Annotated in this window: 16 protein-coding genes; 7 read left to right on the top strand and 9 right to left on the bottom strand. The window is 69.5% G+C overall.

What is annotated here, in order from left to right; genetic code table 11:
- Positions 1 to 293: 293 nt before the first annotated feature.
- The 4 genes from SLNSH_RS22995 to SLNSH_RS22980 all read right to left on the bottom strand — a co-directional run bounded on the left by SLNSH_RS22995 (position 294) and on the right by SLNSH_RS22980 (position 5,084).
- The gene (locus tag SLNSH_RS22995; protein WP_106340413.1) at positions 294 to 2,207 is read right to left on the bottom strand and encodes a nitric oxide reductase activation protein NorD; all 1,914 of its coding nucleotides are present in this window, start codon (positions 2,205 to 2,207) and stop codon (positions 294 to 296) included.
- A gap of 111 nt (positions 2,208 to 2,318) precedes the next feature.
- On the bottom strand, positions 2,319 to 3,131 hold the full coding sequence (locus SLNSH_RS22990) for a CbbQ/NirQ/NorQ/GpvN family protein (protein ID WP_106340411.1): 813 nt from the start codon (positions 3,129 to 3,131) through the stop codon (positions 2,319 to 2,321).
- 119 nt (positions 3,132 to 3,250) lie between these two features.
- Positions 3,251 to 4,597, bottom strand: coding sequence for a cbb3-type cytochrome c oxidase subunit I (locus tag SLNSH_RS22985; RefSeq protein WP_106340409.1), 1,347 nt, complete (start codon positions 4,595 to 4,597; stop codon positions 3,251 to 3,253).
- Between the two features lie 34 nt (positions 4,598 to 4,631).
- Positions 4,632 to 5,084, bottom strand: a complete 453-nt coding sequence (locus SLNSH_RS22980) for a c-type cytochrome (RefSeq protein ID WP_106340407.1) — start codon at positions 5,082 to 5,084, stop codon at positions 4,632 to 4,634.
- 283 nt (positions 5,085 to 5,367) lie between these two features.
- Between SLNSH_RS22980 and SLNSH_RS25185 the strand changes: the two genes are divergently transcribed.
- Both SLNSH_RS25185 and SLNSH_RS22975 read left to right on the top strand, forming a co-directional pair.
- Positions 5,368 to 5,523 carry a hypothetical protein gene (locus SLNSH_RS25185; protein WP_196240306.1) on the top strand — a complete coding sequence of 52 codons (156 nt, stop codon included), beginning with the start codon at positions 5,368 to 5,370 and terminating at the stop codon, positions 5,521 to 5,523.
- A 96-nt stretch (positions 5,524 to 5,619) separates the two neighbouring features.
- A complete protein-coding gene (locus SLNSH_RS22975; protein WP_106340405.1) occupies positions 5,620 to 5,838 on the top strand; it encodes a DUF1858 domain-containing protein in 219 nt (72 codons plus the stop codon).
- Positions 5,839 to 6,036: 198 nt separating this feature from the next.
- On the opposite strand, the gene SLNSH_RS22970 is transcribed toward SLNSH_RS22975, so the two are convergent.
- A complete protein-coding gene (locus tag SLNSH_RS22970; protein WP_106340403.1) occupies positions 6,037 to 6,729 on the bottom strand; it encodes a Crp/Fnr family transcriptional regulator in 693 nt (230 codons plus the stop codon).
- 234 nt (positions 6,730 to 6,963) lie between these two features.
- Between SLNSH_RS22970 and SLNSH_RS22965 the strand changes: the two genes are divergently transcribed.
- The 3 genes from SLNSH_RS22965 (at position 6,964) to SLNSH_RS22955 (ending at position 8,972) form a co-directional block, all read left to right on the top strand.
- A complete protein-coding gene (locus SLNSH_RS22965; RefSeq protein ID WP_106340401.1) occupies positions 6,964 to 7,416 on the top strand; it encodes a pseudoazurin in 453 nt (150 codons plus the stop codon).
- 58 nt (positions 7,417 to 7,474) lie between these two features.
- The gene (locus SLNSH_RS22960) at positions 7,475 to 8,656 is read left to right on the top strand and encodes an NnrS family protein (RefSeq protein WP_106340399.1); all 1,182 of its coding nucleotides are present in this window, start codon (positions 7,475 to 7,477) and stop codon (positions 8,654 to 8,656) included.
- Between the two features lie 94 nt (positions 8,657 to 8,750).
- On the top strand, positions 8,751 to 8,972 hold the full coding sequence (locus SLNSH_RS22955; protein WP_106340397.1) for a DUF1289 domain-containing protein: 222 nt from the start codon (positions 8,751 to 8,753) through the stop codon (positions 8,970 to 8,972).
- Between the two features lie 416 nt (positions 8,973 to 9,388).
- Here the strand turns inward: SLNSH_RS22955 and SLNSH_RS22950 are convergent, their stop codons facing one another.
- Both SLNSH_RS22950 and SLNSH_RS22945 read right to left on the bottom strand, forming a co-directional pair.
- Positions 9,389 to 10,747 (bottom strand): sigma-54-dependent transcriptional regulator, encoded by a 1,359-nt coding sequence (locus tag SLNSH_RS22950; RefSeq protein WP_106340395.1) that lies wholly within the window; start codon positions 10,745 to 10,747, stop codon positions 9,389 to 9,391.
- Positions 10,744 to 12,600, bottom strand: a complete 1,857-nt coding sequence (locus SLNSH_RS22945; protein ID WP_106340393.1) for a sensor histidine kinase — start codon at positions 12,598 to 12,600, stop codon at positions 10,744 to 10,746. Before SLNSH_RS22945 ends, SLNSH_RS22950 begins: the two co-directional genes overlap by 4 nt.
- Before the next feature lie 386 nt (positions 12,601 to 12,986).
- Between SLNSH_RS22945 and SLNSH_RS22940 the strand changes: the two genes are divergently transcribed.
- Together SLNSH_RS22940 and oxlT are read left to right on the top strand one after the other, a co-directional pair.
- Positions 12,987 to 14,339 (top strand): dicarboxylate/amino acid:cation symporter, encoded by a 1,353-nt coding sequence (locus SLNSH_RS22940; protein WP_106340391.1) that lies wholly within the window; start codon positions 12,987 to 12,989, stop codon positions 14,337 to 14,339.
- 319 nt (positions 14,340 to 14,658) lie between these two features.
- A complete protein-coding gene (gene oxlT, locus SLNSH_RS22935; protein ID WP_106340389.1) occupies positions 14,659 to 15,960 on the top strand; it encodes an oxalate/formate MFS antiporter in 1,302 nt (433 codons plus the stop codon).
- Here oxlT and SLNSH_RS22930 read toward each other — a convergent pair.
- Both SLNSH_RS22930 and SLNSH_RS25040 read right to left on the bottom strand, forming a co-directional pair.
- Positions 15,885 to 16,712: a DUF72 domain-containing protein gene (locus SLNSH_RS22930; protein ID WP_245422458.1), complete on the bottom strand. Its 828-nt coding sequence runs from the start codon at positions 16,710 to 16,712 to the stop codon at positions 15,885 to 15,887. The genes oxlT and SLNSH_RS22930 overlap by 76 nt on opposite strands.
- A gap of 297 nt (positions 16,713 to 17,009) precedes the next feature.
- The gene (locus SLNSH_RS25040) at positions 17,010 to 18,368 is read right to left on the bottom strand and encodes a hypothetical protein (RefSeq protein ID WP_158266865.1); all 1,359 of its coding nucleotides are present in this window, start codon (positions 18,366 to 18,368) and stop codon (positions 17,010 to 17,012) included.
- Positions 18,369 to 18,511: the final 143 nt, after the last annotated feature.

Here is an 18,511-nt window from a genome sequence, read left to right as displayed (position 1 = left end):
GCCGCGCCTCGACCCCGCAACGGACCGCTCCGGATGCGCTCCCCTCCCGGGTCGAGAGTGAGGACCATGGTGCACGAAATAGGAATATTGTCAAGTTTTGATGAAGCGCCTCCGCCGTCATCCCCGGCGCGCCGCAGGCGCGGGAAGGGGATCCAGGGAGGCGCGGCCGCGCGGTTTAGCGCTTTCGACCCTGGATCTCCTTTCCGGCCTGCTGCGCAGACCCCCGGGGTGACGCGGGGGTGAGAAAGCCCGCCTTCTACTTCCACACGCGTGGAAACACTCGCCTCCTGACCCTACCTCATCACCTGCCGGTAGATGCCCGGCAGCGCGGCCGGGAGGCGGGCGACGTCGCCCACGATGGCGTAGCCGCCGCGGCCGAAGAGGGTCGGGAAGTAGGACTGCGCGTTGGCGTCGATGGTGACGCCGAACACTCCGAGCCCCTGGCGCCGGGCTTCCTGGACCGCCTTGCGGGTGTCCTCCACGCCGAAGCGGCCCTCGTAGTGGTCCACGTCGTTGGGCTTGCCGTCCGTGAGGACCAGCAGCAGCTTGCGCTGGTTCGGCCGGGCGGCGAGCAGCGCCGAGGCATGGCGGATGGCGGCGCCGATGCGGGTGTAGTAGCCCGGCCGCAGCGCCCCGATGCGCCGCTCGACCGTGGGCGACATGGGCTCGTCGAAGTCCTTCACGGTCTCGACCCGCACCCAGGAGCGCCGGCGGGACGTGAAGGTCAGGATGCTGTGCGTGTCCCCGCAGGCGGCGAGTCCGTGCGCCAGCACGAGTGCGGCCTGCTTCTCCACGTCGAGCACGCGCTGGCCGTCCACCCAGGCGTCGGTGGACAGCGACACGTCCACGAGCAGAGTGACCGCGACGTCATGCGCCTGGGCGCGGCTCTGCAGGTGCACGCGATCCGTGCCGCCATTGCCGGCCGAGAGGTCGCAGCGGGCGCGCACAAGCGCGTCCAGGTCGAGCTCGGCGCCGTCCTGCTGCGCCTTGAGGATCTCGCGCCGGGGCCGCAGGGCTTCGAACTGGCGCCGCACCCGGCGGATCAGGCGCCGGCCGTCCTCGTCCGGCGTCCAGTGCTCGCCCTCCTGGGAGGCCGGGGCCGCCAGCACGCGGCAGTGGCTCGGCAGGTAGGCGGCGCGCCGCCAGTCCCACTCCGGATAGGTCAGCTCGGCCGTGAGGCGTGTGGGATCAACGGCTTCGGGCGGCAGGTCAAGGTCGAACTTGAGCTTGCTGGCCGGCTTGGCCGAACGCTGGCCGAGCGTCAGCTCCTCGAGCTCATCGGCGGCCTTCTGGGCGTCCTCATCCTCGTCGTCGTCGTCGGGACGGTCCACATTGACCATCTCCGCCATGGCGAGGATCTTCTCGAAACGGTTGAGGATCAGCGGGTCACGTTCCGCATTCGACTCGGATTTTTGCCGGACGGCGAAGCGCTTACGGGTCTCGGCGGGAGCGTTGGTGGTCGGAGCCGATGCTTCCTCGCCCTCGGGCCGGGCCTCGGCGTCCTCCCGGGTCCAGGCGTCGCCCCAGAGCGGGCAGGGCAGGAACGGCTGGTAGCCGGTGGGCGCCTTGGCGGGGAGGGGGCCGCCCGCGGCCACCGCGTCCCACAGCGGACCTTCGGGCGGCGCGCCGGCGCCGAGCAGCGCCATGACGATCGCCTCGACCTGCTTCTCGGAGGCCGGCATGGGGCGGGCGGGCCGGGCGACCGCCACCGCGGTCCCAAGGGCGGCGTAGTCGGGCCTGAGCCCCGGAAAGGCTTGCAGGGCGGCCTGCGTCGTCGCGAGCGCGCGCCGCAGCGTCAGCAGATCGCGCCGCAGCGGGTCGGGATCGGAAATGCTTTCCACGGGCACGACAGCGAACCAGGCCGCCAGCCAGCGGTACAGGGCGATGTTGAGTTGCCGGTCGGGGAACAGCGCCACCTGCTCGGGCAGGAACAGGGACGCGCTGTCGCGGCCGGGCTGCTCGAGGCGTTCCTCGCCAAGTCCCATCCGCTGAATCCACCCCAGCCGGTGCTGGAACTTGCGCGCCCCCGCGCCGGCGAGCTGCACGCCCGCCTCGCCGCCGAGGCCCCGGAACATCACCGCCAGCGGCCCGCGCACGTCGGAGAGCGTCGCCGCATGCTCCGGAAAGCGCGGATAGGTGGCCGAGCGGCCGACCAGGCGGTGCCAGGCCTTGCCGACGGTTTCTTCGAGTTCGAGGAAGTCCAGCATTGGGGGATGCTCCTTGAAGGGGGCGGGCGCCCCGGGCCCGCTCTCCCCGGCGCGGGGAGAGGGCTGGGGTGAGGGGGCGAGCGTGCGGCCCCTCATCCGGCTTCGTTGCGGTCAGCCCACGATGGCGCGGGCGACCTCGACCAGGGCGGCCTTGACCTCGGCCTCGTCCGTCAGCGGCTCGATCATGGCGGCGCGCACGGCCTCGGCCGTCGGCATGCCGGCCGCGATCAGGCTGGCGCAGTAGATGACGAGGCGGGTGGAGACGCCTTCCTCCAGGTCGTGGCCCTTGAGCGCACGCAGGCGCGTGGCGAGCTGGACCAGCGGCTTGACCTTCGCCTCGGAGAGCCCGCTCTCGGCGGAAACCACCGGGACCTCCTGCTCGGCCGGGAGGAAGTCGAACTCGATGGCCACGAACCGCTGGCGCGTGCTGGGCTTCATGGCCTTGAGCAGGCTCTGGTAGCCGGGGTTGTAGGACACGACGAGCATGAAGTCGTCCGGCGCCTCCAACTCCTCGCCCGTGCGCTCCAGCGGCAGGATGCGGCGGTCGTCGGTGAGCGGATGCAGAACCACGGCCACGTCCTTGCGGGCCTCCACCACCTCGTCGAGGTAGCAGACGCCGCCCTCGCGCACCGCGCGGGTGAGGGGGCCGTCGACCCAAACCGTATCTCCGCCCTTCAGCAGGTAGCGGCCTGTGAGGTCCGCGGCGGTGAGGTCGTCGTGGCACGAAACGGTGTGGAGCGGCCGGCCCAGCCGGGCGGCCATGTGGGCCACGAAGCGGGTCTTGCCGCAGCCGGTGGGGCCCTTCAGCAGCACCGGGAGCTTCAGCCGCCAGGCGAGCTCGAACAGGGCCACTTCGTTGCCGGCGGGCGAATAGAACGGGACGCTGGGGGCGACGGAGACGGAGGGAAGGACCGCGATGGTCATGGGGCGCCTCTTCGGGCTTGAGGGATGTGTCGGGAAGGGGAGCCGGCGCGGAAAGGGAGGGCCGCGACGGCCCCTGCCGCCGTCCGCGGGACCCCCGCGGACAGTGCGGTGTCAGGCCGTCACTCGGCCGGCTGCAGGGCCGGCGCGCCGGCCAGCGCCTTGTCCTCGCCGGGACGCAGGATGGCGTAGGCGAACATCAGGGCCGCCACGACCACCGCCACGCCGGAACCGAGGCGGATCCAGTAGAACAGGGCGAGCCCGTCCTGGACGTCCATGTAGCCGTTGCCGAGCACGCGCTGCTGGTAGACCTGCACGAAGCCCGCGATGGTCAGCGCGAAGGTCATCACCATCATGGCCGAGCACATAATCCAGAAGCTGGCCGTGCTGAGGCCCTGCCGGTACGGCGCGCGGGCCTTCAGCGCCGGGAAGGCGTAGGCCATCATGGCGAGGTTCAGCATCACGTAGGCGCCGAAGAAGGCGAGGTGCCCGTGCGCGGCCGTCACCTGGGTGCCGTGGGTGTAGTAGTTCACCGTCGACAGGGTGTGGAGGAAGCCCCACACGCCGGCGCCGAGGAACGCCATCACCGAGCAGCCGATCGACCACAGGACCGCGGCGCGGTTCGGGTGCTTGCGCCCGGCCTTGCGGGTCATCTGCACCGTGAACAGGATCATGGTGAAGAACGGCGCCACCTCGAGAGTCGAGAACAGCGAGCCGATCCACTGCCAGTAACCGGGAGCGCCGATCCAGTAGTAGTGGTGGCCGGTGCCCAGGATGCCGGAGAACAGCGCCAGGCCAATGATGAGATACAGCCACTTCTCCACGACCTCGCGGTCGACGCCGTTGAGCTTGATCATCAGGAAGGCCAGCACGGAGGCCATGATCAGCTCCCACACGCCCTCGACCCAGAGGTGCACGACGTACCACCAGTACATCTTGTCGAGCGCCAGGTTCGGCGGGTTGTAGAAGGCGAACAGGAAGAAGATCGCGACGCCCCACAGCCCGAACAGCAGGATGTTGGTGATGGTGGTCTTGCGGCCCCTGAGCGCCGTCATGGTGACGTTGAATAGGAAGATCAGCGCCACGATCACGATCCCGACCTTGATCGGGAAGGGCTGCTCGAGGAACTCGCGGCCCTCGTGGAAGCGGAACATGTAGCCCACGACGGCGACGCCGGCGGCCACGAAGAACAGCCAGAACTGCAGCTTGGCCAGGAAGGGGCTGAAGAGCTCGTTCTCGGTCTCCTCGGGCAGCAGGTAGTACGTGCAGCCCATGAAGCCCATCAGCAGCCACACGATCAGCGCGTTCGTGTGGATCATGCGCACGATGTTGAAGGGCAGCAGCACCGACAGCGTGTTGGGCAGCACGTAGATGGTGCCGGCGAGCAGGCCGAAGGTGACCTGGGCGAGGAACAGGGCCAGGGCGCCGTAGAAGTACAGCAGCGCGACCCTCTGGGTCTTGTATTGCATGGCGAAATCTCTCGTTCGGGGAGGACGCGAGCCATCAGCCGGCGTTGTTCGGCGGCCAGTTCTGCGTCTTGATGTGGCTCGTCCACTCGAGGAAGGAGGCCAGGTCGTTCAGTTCCTGGTCGGTCAGGTTGAACTGCGGCATCTGCCGGCGGCCGGGCGTGCCCGAGGGCTGCGACTGCATCCAGGCCTTGATCATGTCGCGGGCGCCGGCGGGATCCTTGTCGCCGCCCCAGCGCACGAAGACGTTGCCGAGCTCGGGCGCGAAATAGGCGCCTTCGCCGAGCAGCGTGTGGCAGTTGATGCAGGAGTTCTTCTCCCAGACATGCTTGCCGCGGGCGACGCTGTCGGTGAGCGTGGCTTTGTCCGTGGACGTCGTGGCCATGTAGTAGTGGCTGTGGGCTGTCAGCCCGACGAAGATTGCGAAGAAAAAGGCCGAACCGCCGTAGAAGACGTTTCGGGCCGCCGACGTAGTCAGGCGTTCAGCCATCGCAGGCGCCTTTCGGTGCAGGGGTGGAGGATTCGTGGACGCGCCACGACACGGGCCGAACCTACCCAGGCGGGGGAAGCCTTCTTTGTGCGGGAGCAAGCTTTCGGTAAGGCCGCGGTAAGGTTGGGCGACCGGGGCCCGCGCGCCTGGCCGCCGCCTGCCGTGTCGGGCGCGTCACCCCCGAGGCGTTCGCCCGGCTCCTTGTCGGGGAACAAAAAGCAACCGGCCCGCCCGCGCTAGGGTCCGTATGCCTCGATCCGAGGCGTGAGCCGGAGCATCCCCCATGACCGACGCCCAGACCGGACTCGTCGTCACGACCCCCATCATCATCGTCTTCGCGGTCGCGCTCTGGCGCATGGGCGTGCTGCGCACCACCGGGACGGTGGTCGCCGTGCTGGCGTCCGTCGCGATCGCCGCGTCGCTGTTCCTGACCCAGTAGGGCCGTCGCAGGCCCGCCATCGGCGGCGCGTTTGCCGGGGCGCAAAGACGCCCTGCGCCGCGGGTCTAGGCTGGGTATTCGGAAAGGAGGCCTGTCATGGCCCGCATCACATCGGACCTCCTGGTCGACGAGGTCCTGCGCCGTTGGCCCGAGACCATTCGCGTGTTCCTGGACCACAAGTTCATGTGCGTCGGCTGCCCCATCACGTGCTTTCACACGGTGGACGACGCGTGCCGGGAGCACCACACGCCGGTGCCCAAGTTCCTGGCCGCGCTCAACGCGGCCGCGGCCAGCCCGGCCACGGTGGACGGCTGAACCAGTCCAGGAACGGTCGGAGACTCCCCGCCGTCAATCCCGGCGCGCCGCAGGCGCGGGAAGGGGATCCAGGAGGCTTGGCGAGGATCTTGGGAGATGGGCATTCGGGTGGGCTGCCCTGGATCCCCTTGCCCTCCGCGGCTCCGCCGCTCCGGCCGGGGATGACGGCGTCCAGGAGCATGCGCCAGCAAGTGCGGATCAGCCCCGCTCGGCGAGCGCGAACAGCCGATGGGGGTCCTTGACCACGATCTTCTGGCGACCGCCCTCCACGAGGCCCTGGTCCTCCCAGGCGCTCAGGATGCGGCTGACGGTGTGAAGCGTGGTGCCGGTCATCTCCGCCACGTCCTGGCGGGTGATGGGGAAGTCGATCTGGATGCCGGTCTCGACCTTGCGGCCGGCCTGCTTCACGAGGCGCAGCAGGGCGTGGGCCACGCGCCGCTCCACCTCCTCGGTGGACATCTCGACGACCCGCTGGTGCGCCTCGTTGAGCCGGCTGCCGACCGTCTGCAAGGCGCTCGCGGCCAGGGCGGGCACGCGGGACACAAGGTCCGGCCAGGCGCTGGAAGGCCACACCAGGGCCAGGCTGTCCACCACCGCCGTGGCGGTGGCCGGGTAGGTGGGACGCCCCATCTGCACCGCGATGCCGAACATTTCGCCGGGCGTCACATAGCGGACCACCACCTGCTGGCCGGCTGGCGTGAGCTTCACGACCTGCAGGTGTCCGTGCAGCAGCACGAAGAAGGACGTCGCCTCGTGCCCCTGCTCGAAGACGGGGCTGCCCTTGGGGAACCGCACCGAGCGCGCGTCGGCCAGGGCCTCGTCGATCTGCTGCGGGCCGAGCCCTGCGAAGATCGGCATGCTGGAGACGAGGGAACGATCGAGAGCGGCCATCGGGTGACTTCCTTTTCGCCGTACGCGCTCCTAACGCGCGCAGCGGGCGTATGGTCGCGCGCAAGTCTAGCGGGTGGAAGCCCACGGCGTGACTCCGTTCTCCTACGGATTACGCCTGACCGGCGTTGCATCGCGCTGGTTGTTTGAGCCCCGACAAAAACGCGCGCACCGGCCTGTCCTAAGCAGAATGCGAGCCTCCCCCGGAGGCCATCGCGCAAACAACAGGAGCTGATCATGCGCAAGGCCGTTCTTCTCGCCACGATTTTCGCCGGCGCCCTCTGCGGGGCCGCCAACGCGGCCGAGATCGAGGTCAAGATGCTGAACAAGGGGGCCGATGGGACCTTCGTGTTCGAGCCGGCGCTGATCAAGGCGCAGCCGGGCGACACGATCAAATTCGTCGCCTCCGACAAGGGCCACAACGCCGAGAGCGTGGACGGCATGCTGCCCGAGGGCGCGACGGCCTTTATCGGCAAGATGGGCGAGGACGTCTCGGTCACGGTCGACAAGGCCGGCGTCTACGGCGTCAAGTGCAAGCCGCACTACGGCATGGGCATGGTGGCCATGGTGGTGGTGGGCTCGCCCGCCAACGTCGATGCTGCGAAGGCCGTGAACCACCCCGGCAAGGCCAAGACCGTCTTCGCCGGCCTGTTCGACAAGCTCGCCCAGACCAAGTCCGCCGGCAACTGACGCCGCCGGCCCGCGCCCCCGGCGCGGGCCCCTCGCCCTCCATCGAAGAGGCGCTGCCATGTCCCCCATCCCCCGTCTTCAGAACCAGGGCGGCCCGGCCTTCCTGTCCTACGGCTTCCGTCCTTTTTTCCTGCTCGGCTCGATTTTCGGCGCCGCCGCCATCATGGCCTGGCTGCCGGAGTTCTTCGGCGAGATCAGCATCCCGACCGCCTTCGCCCCGCGCGATTGGCACGTCCACGAGATGCTGTTCGGTTTTCTCCCGGCGGTGGTCACCGGCTTCCTGCTGACCGCGATCCCCAACTGGACCGGCCGCCTGCCCCTGCAGGGCCGTCCTTTGCTCGTGCTTGTCCTGGCCTGGGCGGCGGGGCGGGTCGCCGTCAGCACGTCGGCCTGGACCTCGTGGGCCTTTGCGGCCGCCGTCGACCTCAGCTTCCTGGGCCTCGTGGCGGCGGCGGCGGCGCGCGAGGTGATCGCCGGCAAGAACTGGCGCAACCTGCGCGTCGTGGCCATCGTGGTCCTGCTGTTCGCCGGCAACGCCGCCTTCCATTGGGAGGCGCACGCCTACGGCTCGGCGGACTACGGCCTCCGCACCGGCATCTCCGCCGCCGTGCTGCTGATCGCCCTCATCGGCGGACGCATCGTGCCGAGCTTCACCCGCAACTGGCTGGCGCGGCGCGGGCCAGGCCGGCTGCCAGCCTCTTTCGGCCGCTTCGACGCGGTCTCGCTGGCGGGCGCCGTGCTGGCCCTGGCGGCCTGGACGGTGCGGCCGGACAGCGCCGTCTCCGGCATCCTGCTCGCCGCAGCCGGCCTGCTCCAGGCGGCGCGCCTGGCCCGTTGGGCGGGCGACCGCACCTGGGCCGACCGCCTCGTCGTCGTGCTGCACGTAGCCTACGCCTTCATTCCGCTCGGCTTCCTGCTGATGGCGGCGTCGGCCTTCGGCAAGCTGCCTGCCTCCGCCGGCGTTCACGCCTGGACGGTCGGCGCGGTCGGCCTGATGACCATGGCGGTGATGTCTCGCGCCAGCCTTGGACACACGGGCCGCGCGCTGGTGGCGAGCGCGCCCGTGCAGGCGGTGTACGCCCTCATCGTGGCCGCCGGCGTCGCCCGCATCTGCGCCGCCGTCCGGCCCGACGCTGCGGTCGCGCTGCTCCACGTGGCGGGCATCGCCTGGGCGCTGGCCTTCCTGGGCTTCTCGGTGAGCTACTGGAAGGTGTTCACCGGGCCGCGCTTTGGCCGGTAGCCGCATCCGCAAAAGCCACGACCGGAATCGACCGAACTGCCGAGGCGTCGCTTGAGGGCTACGGTGGGGATCCCTTCAACGAGCGGGTCCCCCCATGGCCATCTCCTCCCCCTGCATCAAGGTGTGCGCCGTCGATCCCGCCACGAACATCTGCGTCGGCTGTGGCCGCAGCAGCGACCAGATTCTCGGCTGGGCCTATCTCACAGAGGCAGAGCGCCTCGAAATCATGGAAGAGATCGCCTATCGGGGCCGTCCGCCCGCCGCCGGCGCCATCGCCATGGATTGCGAGAGCTGCGCGCTCTGCGCGGGCCGCTGACGGCGTCGCTATAGGATCCCGTCAAAGTCGCCTCGGTCGTCCTTGCGAGGAGCATAGCGACGAAGCAATCCAGGGGACCGGCCGTCCGGTCCCTTTCCGCCGCTTATCAAATCAACTCGGCGCGCCTCCCTGGCCGTCATCCCCGGATTGTCCCGGGGTTCCACGCCCTGCTCGACGGCGCGGATGGCCGGGACAAGCCCGGCCATGACGGGACGACATCGCGTTCCATAGAGCCCAGCCGTCTGGATCGCTTCGCTGCGCTCGCGATGACGAGGAGGGCGAGGGCGCCTCGCCCCCGTCCTTGCGAGGAGCGCAGCGACGAAGCAATCCAGGGGTCGCGGCCGGCAGGCTTCGACACTTGCGCCCGGCCACTCTGGATCGCTTCGCTGCGCTCCCGACGACGGACCGGGCGGTTTTCAGCGGAAGCCCGCCGGGTCGATCCCGTAGCGGTTGAGCTTGTCGTACAGCGTCTTGCGGGCGATCCCCAGCGTCTCGGCGGCGGCGCGCACGTCGCCCTTGAGGTGGTCCAGCGCCTCGCGGATCAGCCGCGCCTCGTAGGCGTCCACGCGTTCCGCCAGCGATGTGGGCGCGGGGTCGGCTGGCCCGGCCTGAGGACGCGCCGGGGTCCCTGCCAGCCCCGGCTCCAGTCCCAGGAGGAACCGGTCGGCCGTATGCGCAAGCTCGCGGACGTTGCCCGGCCAATCCCGCTCGGCGAGCCGCGCCGTGAGCGCAGGCGTGAGCGGCGGGGCAGGGCGCCGGAACCGCTGCGCCGCCTGGGCCAGGAAGTGCGCGAAGAGCAGCGGAATGTCCTCGCGTCGCTCGCGCAAGGGCGGCAACGCCAGCCGCACCACGTTGAGGCGATAATAGAGGTCCGCCCGGAACTCGCCGCGCGCGGCGGCCTGCTCCAGGTCGACCTTCGTGGCCGCCACCACCCGCAGGTTCACCGGCCGCACCTCGTTGCTCCCCAGCGGCTCGATGCATCGTTCCTGCAGGACGCGCAGCAGCTTGACCTGGAGGGAAAGCGGCATGCTCTCGATCTCGTCCAGGAACAGCGTCCCCCCGTCCGCGTGCTCGATCTTGCCGACCCGCCGCTTCTGCGCGCCCGTGAACGCCCCGGCCTCGTGGCCGAACAGCTCGCTCTCGATCACGCTTTCCGGCAGCGCCCCGCAGTTCAGCGCCACGAAGGGGCGCGCCCGCCGCGCGCTCCAGCGGTGAAGGGCGGCTGCGACCACCTCCTTGCCGGTCCCGGTCTCGCCTTCCACCAGGACGTCCACGTCCGTGTCGGCCAGGTCGCGGATGGCCGCCCTGATGCCCTGCATGGCCGGCGTTTCGCCAAGCAGGGTGACGTCTCCGCGCCGGGCGTCCTCCAGCTGCTCCTGAAGCCGCCGGTTCTCCAGCACCAGCGCCCGCTTCTCCAGCGCCCGCGACACGGTCGAGACGAGCCGGTCAGCCGGATAGGGCTTGGCCAGGAAATCGTAGACGCCGTCCCGCATGGCTTCCACCGCCATGGGGACGTCGCCGTGCCCGGTGATCAGGATCACGGGCAGTTCCGGGTCCATCCGGCGCAGGGTGCGAAACAGCGTGATCCCGTCGATGACGGGCATCCGCACATCCGTGACCACGACCCCCTCGAATTCGGAATCGAGCCGGTCGAGCGCTTCCTGCGCCGACGCGAAGGGGATCACCTCGAAGCCCGCAAGGTCCAGGCTTTGCACGTTGGCGGTCCGCAGATCCTCGTCGTCGTCCACGAAGGCGACGCAGCGCGCGCCAGTCATGCCGCTGCTCCATGGGCGAGCCGGAGCCGCACGGTGAAACGGGCGCCGGGGTGGGCGTCGTCAGCGCTGATCTCGCCGCCGAAATCGCGGACGATGTCGCGGCAGATCGCCAGCCCGAGCCCGAGCCCCTCGGCTTTGGTCGTGGAGAAGGCGGTGAAGAGATTCGCCATGGCGGCTGCGTCGATTCCCGGACCGTTGTCTGTGACGGCGAGGCTAGCATGGCCGTCCTCGGCCTGCAGGCTGACCCGGATGCGGGGAGCGGGCCGGTCCCGCAGCGCGTCCAGCGCATTCTGCAGCAGATTTACGATCACCTGCTCCAGCCGGACCAGCTCGCCCATCACCAAAATGTCGCCGCGCGGCAGCGCGGTCTCGACGGCGACTCCCTGGGCGATGATCCGGTGGTTCAGGAGCATCAGCGAGCCCTCCACGGCGTTGCGGGCCGACACGGGCTCAAACTTGCCGGACGCCTTGCGGCCGAAGGATTTCAGTTCGGACGTGATGCGGGCCATGCGCGTGGTGAGGCCTCCGATCTTGACGAGGTTGTCGCGGGCATCCGCCGGGCGCTGCCGGTCCAGCATCACCGCTCCGTTGTCGGCGTAGGCCCGGATCGCGGCGAGCGGCTGGTTGATCTCGTGCGCCACGCTGGCGGCGATCTGGCCGAGCGTGGCGAGCTTGTTGGCTTGCACCAGCTGGTCGCCGAGCGTCCGGGCGGCGGTCTCGGCGCGTTCGCGCTCCTCCATCTCGGCTTCGAGGCGCATGTTGGAGTCGCGCAGTTCGCGCGTGCGCATCTCGACCTGCCGCTCCAGCTCGGCGCGCGCCTCCTCCTGACGCCGGGCGCGCTCCTGCCGGCGCTGCCGGGCGGACAGGGCGAGGCCCGCCGCGAACCCGGCGGCGAGCACGCCGAGGCCTCCGATGGCCCGGCCCTGGGCCGCCGCGCGGTCCACCGTCGGGCTGAGCGGGGTGAGGGTGTGGAGCGACCAATCCGTGGTGGGAACCGGCTGCAACAGGTGAAGCGCCGGCCCTGGCTTGGCGCCCGCCCTCGTTTCGGCCGTGACCAGGGCGCCGTCGCCAGCCTCGAGCGGCGAAACGGGCAGGGGCTCCAGGTCCGTCTGCTTGACCTGGAACTCGTCCCGCACCCGGCTGCGGGTCTCGGCGGGCAGCCGTCGCGCGGTGCGGAAGCGCCAGTCCGGCTGGTCCGTCACCACCACGACCCCCAGGGCGTCCGTCACATAGGTGCGCTCCCGGCCGTGGCTCCAGTCCGCCTCGATGGCGTCGAACTCGAGCTTCACCACCACGACGCCGGCCGGCGCGCCCTCCTCGCCGATCCTGCGCGACAGGTAGTAGCCCGGCCGGTTGCTGACCGTGCCGAGCGCGAACTGCTCGAAGGCGCCCTTGGCGGTCGCCTCCTGGAAATAGCGCCGGAACGCGTAATTCTGGCCCACGAAGCTGCCCGGCTCGCGCCAGTTGCTGGCCGCCAGCGTCCGTCCGGCGCCATCCATGACATAGATGACCGCCGCGCGGGTCGCGCGGCTGAGGTCTTCGAGGCGCTGGTCGAGGCGGCGGACGTCTTCGGCGGACGCCGCGCCGCGCGCCACGGCGGCGACCTCCGCATCCTGGGCGAGCACGGCCGGAAGCGCCCGCTGTTTCTCCACCTCGCTCCGCAGCGCCGCGACGTGCAGCGCCATCGCGGTGTCGGCGGTGCGGCGCAACTCGGCGAGCGCCGAGGCGCGGCCCCATTGCCCGCCTTCCCAGACGCCGGCCGCAAGCCCCAGCGCCACGACGGCGGCCAGCGCCAGCCAGGGCGCGCGCGGGCGCTCCACCAGCGGGATCCGGGGCCTGGACTGCGGGCTCATGGCGGCTCTCGATGCGGCCCGGGATGAGGCGCGGGCGACCGCCCCTGCATTGGCGCAAAAGGCGCGCGCGCGCACGCGAAATCGCAAACGCGCGGAAGGGCCCGGACAGTGCGGGAATCCGCATCGCGCGCCCGCCCGAGTCACGCTTTCCGCGCGCGCCGCCGCGCGCCGGCGGGCGGGCGGGTAAGAAACCGTAAAGGATTCAGTCACCCGAGGGCCGCGCCCGCCAGGGCGGGGGCTTGGCACGCCCGTTGCCATGGGCCGCTCGTCGCGGGCCGCACCGGTCGCGCGACGCGCCCAACAGTTGCGGCGCCGGCGAAGACGCGGCGAGGTCGCCCTCGACCAACGCCGTCCCCGGTTGCCGCCTTCGAGGAGAGGGACGACCTATGGCCCACGCGATTCCGGCCGGCGCTGCGCCCGCGCCGCGCAAGAAGTTCTACCAGGTGCTCTACGTGCAGGTCCTGATCGCCGTCGCGATCGGCATCGCGCTCGGGCACTTCTACCCCCAGATCGGCGAGCAGATGAAGCCGCTCGGCGACGCCTTTATCAAGTTGGTCAAGATGGTCATCGCGCCGGTGATCTTCCTCACCGTCGTGAGCGGCATCGCCGGCATGACCAACCTCGAGAAGGTCGGCCGCGTCGGCGCCAAGGCGCTGCTCTACTTCCTGTGCTTCTCGACGGTCGCCCTCATCGTCGGGCTGGTCGTCGCCAACGTGCTGCAGCCGGGCTCGGGCCTGCACATCGACCCCAAGACGCTCGACACCAAGGCGGTCGCCAGCTACGCCGCGAAGGCCCATGACCAGACGATCACGGGCTTCCTGATGAACATCATCCCGGACACCGTCGTGGGCGCCTTCGCCTCCGGCGAGATCCTGCAGGTGCTGTTCTTCTCCGTGCTGTTCGGCTTCGGCCTCGCCTTCATGGGCGACAAGGGCAAGCCGGTGCTCGACTTCATCAAGATCGCCTCCGAGGCCGTGTTCGGCGTCGTGCGCATCATCATGAAGGTGGCTCCGATCGGCGCCTTTGGCGCCATGGCCTTCACCATCGGCAAGTACGGCATCGGGTCGATCAAGAACCTCTTCTTCCTGGTCGGCGCCTTCTATCTCACCTCGATCATCTTCGTGGTCGCCGTGCTCGGCCTGGTGGCCCGCTACAACGGTTTCTCGGTGCTCAAGCTCGTCCGCTACATCAAGGAGGAGCTCCTGCTCGTGCTCGGCACGTCGTCCTCCGAGTCGGCGCTGCCGTCGCTCCTCGAGAAGATGGAGCGCGCCGGGTGCTCCAAGCCGGTGGTCGGCCTAGTGGTCCCGACGGGCTACTCTTTCAACCTGGACGGCACCAACATCTACATGACGATGGCGGCGCTGTTCATCGCGCAGGCCACCGACACGCCGCTGTCGCTCGCCGACCAGATCCTGCTTCTGCTCGTCGCCATGCTGAGCTCCAAGGGCGCCGCCGGCGTCACCGGCTCCGGCTTCGTCACCCTTGCCGCCACCCTGTCGGTGGTGCCGAGCGTGCCCGTCGCCGGCATGGCCCTGATCCTCGGCATCGACCGCTTCATGAGCGAGTGCCGTGCCCTGACGAACTTCGTCGGCAACGCCGTCGCGTGCGTGGTCGTGGCCCGGTGGGAAGGCGAGTGCGACATGGAGCGGCTCCACGCCGCCCTGGACGGGCGCCCGATGCCGCTTCCGTCGGAGGTCCAGTCGGCGTCCGCTCCGGCCGCCAAGCCCCTCGCGGCCTGAGGTTGGGAGAATGTAATCATTCGGCAAACATCAAGAGATGATTGCCGATCCCTAACGTGCGTTCCCGAGGGCCATGTGTAAGGTCGCGGCTCTCGGTCATCCATCCCGAGTACAACTTCTGCTCCTTTGCGGCTCCGCTTCGGTTTATCTGAAGCGGAGTTTTTCTTTATGTGCGAACGGCTGGCATGCCAGCGCAAAATACCAACAAACATTCATCAAACATTACAGAAAGGTATAGAAGTCCTCTACAGAACTCGTCTTGTATGCCAAATGCCAGTCGGCCATCCTTCGGGAAAATACAACAACGAAGGACCTAGGGATGAACACACAGGACAAGCCGGCGACCCGCTGGCTGCAGCTCGCCTTCGGCGTGGTCTGCATGGCCATGATCGCCAACCTCCAGTACGGCTGGACGCTCTTCGTCGACCCGATCGACGCCAAGAACCATTGGGGACGCGCGGCCATCCAGCTCGCCTTCACGCTCTTCGTCGCCACCGAGACCTGGCTGGTGCCGATCGAGGCGTGGTTCGTGGACCGCTACGGCCCGCGCGTCGTGATCCGCTTCGGTGCGGTTATGATCACCCTGGCCTGGATCATCAACTCCTACGCCGAGTCGCTGGCCCTTCTGTACCTGGGCGCCATCGTCGGCGGCATCGGGGCTGGCTCGGTGTACGGCACCTGCGTCGGCAATGCGCTCAAGTGGTTCCCTGACCGCCGCGGCCTCGCCGCCGGCGTGACGGCGGCCGGCTTCGGCGCCGGGGCGGCCATCACGGTGGTGCCGATCGCGAACATGATCGCGCACTCGGGCTACCAGCAGGCCTTCTTCACCTTCGGCATCGGGCAGGGCGTGGTCGTGATGATCATGTCGTTCCTGCTGCGCAAGCCGGAGCACGCCGGCCCGGCCGTGAAGCGCCACCTGCGCATCCCGCAGACCCGCGTCGACCGCACGCCCGGCGAAACGCTGCGCACGCCGGTCTTCTGGCTCATGTACCTCATGTTCGTGATGGTGGCCGCTGGCGGCCTGATGGCCGCGGCCCAGATCGCCCCGATCGCCCATGACTACAAGGTCGCCAACGTGCCGGTGTCGCTGCTCGGCTTCCAGATGGCGGCGCTCACCTTCGCGATCTCGCTGGACCGCATCTTTGACGGCTTCGGACGTCCGTTCTTCGGCTTCGTGTCGGATAACATCGGCCGCGAGAACACGATGTTCATCGCCTTCTCGATCGCCGCGATCGCCATCCTGATCCTGTCCTGGTACGGGCAGAACCCGGTGGTGTTCGTGCTGGTCACGGCGGTGTTCTTCGCGGTGTTCGGGGAAATCTACAGCCTGTTCCCTGCCACCTGCGGCGACACCTTCGGCTCGAAGTACGCTGCGACCAACGCCGGGATGCTCTACACGGCGAAAGGCACGGCCTCCTTCGTGGTGCCGGTCGCCAGCATCATCGCGGCCAACTACGGCTGGCACGCGGTGTTCGCCATCACGGTGGGCTTCAATGCGGTCGCGGCCCTGCTGGCTGTCTTCGTGCTGAAGCCGATGCGGGCCCGCTACCTGCCGGGCGCCGATGTCGCGGCGGAGACCGCTCCGGCGACAGGCGCGATCAGCCCCGAACGCGTGGTCTGATCCGCCGCGCAGAAAGAGATGAGGCGCCGCGCATCCAAAGGCGCGGCGCTTTTCACGTCGTTATCGAAGAAGCACCAGACGTCGCGCCCTTCGCTCGACCAGTCCGCGATCCGGGCGGCCCAGGCCGCGAGCGCCTCGTCCGAGTAGCTGCCCGCGTATCGTCCGCTCGTTCCGTGCAGGCGGATGTAGACGAAGCTGGCGGTCGCGACGATCGGCGCCGGCGCCGCCGCATGGTCCGAAAGGCAGAGCGCGGCGTTCCTCGCCCGCAGGACTGCATAGGTCTCTTCGTCGTACCAGCTCGGATCCCGGAACTCGAAGGCGGCGGATAGCCCCGGATCGAGCATCCCGAGGAACCGCTCCAGCAGCCCGCAATCCTTGCTCATCCGCGGCGGCAGTTGGAACAGCACGGGGCCGAGCTTGTCTCCCAGCAGTTCCGTCCGCGTCCCCATCAGCGCCAGCGAGGAGTCGCAACGCTCCGACAGCCGTTTGAAGTGCGTGATGAATCGGGACGCCTTCCAGGCGAAGCGGAACGTCTCCGGCGTATGCTCGCGCCAGCCGCGCACCGCCTCGGGCGTGGGAGTGCGGTAGAAAGGCGCGTTGAGTTCGACCGCGGCGAACTGCCCGACATAGAAGGACAGCGCGTCTGACTTGCGCAATCCGGCCGGGAAGAACGGGCCCCACCAGGAATCGTAGTGCCAGCCCGATGTGCCGATCCGGATCTGCCCCGTGTTTGGCCTGGCTGCCATGCCCATCGTGATCTGCTTCGCTCGCTTCCTCCCTCCAACGCCTCGAGGGAACGAACGTTCGGGAAGCGGGATGCCTGATCTGAGTCTCGGCCAAGCACCTGGCACGGTATGGGCGAGTCTAACGCGCGCGTGTCTCAGGCAATGCCGGTAATTACCAATCGATAGTTAAACTGTCTTTACGTGGCGCGAAGTCGTGCCGCGCCGGGAAAGAAGAGGCGTCACTAAATTTGCAGTCGAAAACCCGAGGGGCGTGACGCTCTCGCTCGGGAGTACGATATGCGTAGCACGTATTACATGGCTGTTTCAGCCATCTGCTTGGGGTTTTCCACACAAGTTAGCGCTGCCGATTTTCCCGTTGGGTCCTGGCCCTACGAAACTGGCGTGGTGCGTGAGGAGCCCGTGCTGGCCCCGCTTCTGGCGCCCCCTCGGCTCCCAGGCGCCCATGGAGCGCTCGGCGGCGGCCAGGCGGCCGCGAATCCCTCTGGTAACAACCCTGGAGTGAACAACCCTGGCGGAAACCCCGGCGGCGGCAATCCTGGCCCGGGCCCGGGCCCGGGACCGGGACCTGGTCCGGGGCCGGGGCCGGGCGGGGATAATGGCGGGAACGGGGATGGTCACCACCATGGGGGCGGCAAAGGTCACGGCCACCACCACCACGGGGGCAAGGGACACGGAAACGGACACGGCGGCCATGGCGACCACGGCCATGGCGGCAAGGGTCCCGGCGACCACGGTCACGGCGGCAAGGGCCACGAGGGCCACGGCCATGGCGGCAAGGGTCACGAGGGCCACGGCCATGGCGGCAAGGGCCACGAGGGCCACGGCCATGGCGGCAAGGGCCACGAGGGCCACGGCCATGGCGGCAAGGGTCACGAGGGCCACGGCCATGGCGGCAAGGGTCACGAGGGCCACGGCCATGGCGGCAAGGGCCACGAGGGCCACGGCCATGGCGGCAAGGGCCACGAGGGCCACGGCCATGGCGGCAAGGGTCACGAGGGCCACGGCCATGGCGGCAAGGGTCACGAGGGCCACGGCCATGGCGGCAAGGGCCACGAGGGCCACGGCCATGGCGGCAAGGGCCACGAGGGCCACGGCCATGGCGGCAAGGGTCACGAGGGCCACGGCCATGGCGGCAAGGGTCACGAGGGCCACGGCCATGGCGGCAAGGGCCACGAGGGCCACGGCCATGGCGGCAAGGGCCACGAGGGCCACGGCCATGGCGGCAAGGGTCACGAGGGCCACGGCCATGGCGGCAAGGGTCACGAGGGCCACGGCCATGGCGGCAAGGGCCACGAGGGCCACGGCCATGGCGGCAAGGGCCACGAGGGCCACGGCCATGGCGGCAAGGGTCACGAGGGCCACGGCCATGGCGGCAAGGGTCACGAGGGCCACGGCCATGGCGGCAAGGGCCACGAGGGCCACGGCCATGGCGGGAAGGGCCACGAGGGCCACGGCCATGGCGGCAAGGGTCACGAGGGCCACGGCCATGGCGGCAAGGGCCACGAGGGTCACGGTCACGGCGGCAAGGGCCCCGGCGACCACGGTCACGGCGGCAAGGGTCCCGGGGACCACGGGCATGGCGGCAAGGGCGCCGGTGACCACGGCCGCGGTGGCAATGGACACGGCGAGGGCGGCCACGGTGGAAAGGGTCACGGCGGCCATGGCGGAGCTTCCGGTCACGGTGGACCGTCTGGCGGGCCTGGCGGCGGCGGCTCCGGTAAGGGCGGTACTGGCGCCGGCGGCGGCGGCGGCTCCGGCAAGGGCGGTTCTGGCGCCGGCGGCGGCGGCGGTTCGGGCGGCGGTTC

It is taken from the genome of Alsobacter soli (assembly GCF_003004785.1).
Classification (GTDB): Bacteria; Pseudomonadota; Alphaproteobacteria; order Rhizobiales; family Beijerinckiaceae; genus Alsobacter; species Alsobacter soli.
The sequence above is the reverse complement of the archived record's forward strand: the minus strand, read 5'-3'. Positions and strand labels throughout refer to the sequence as shown.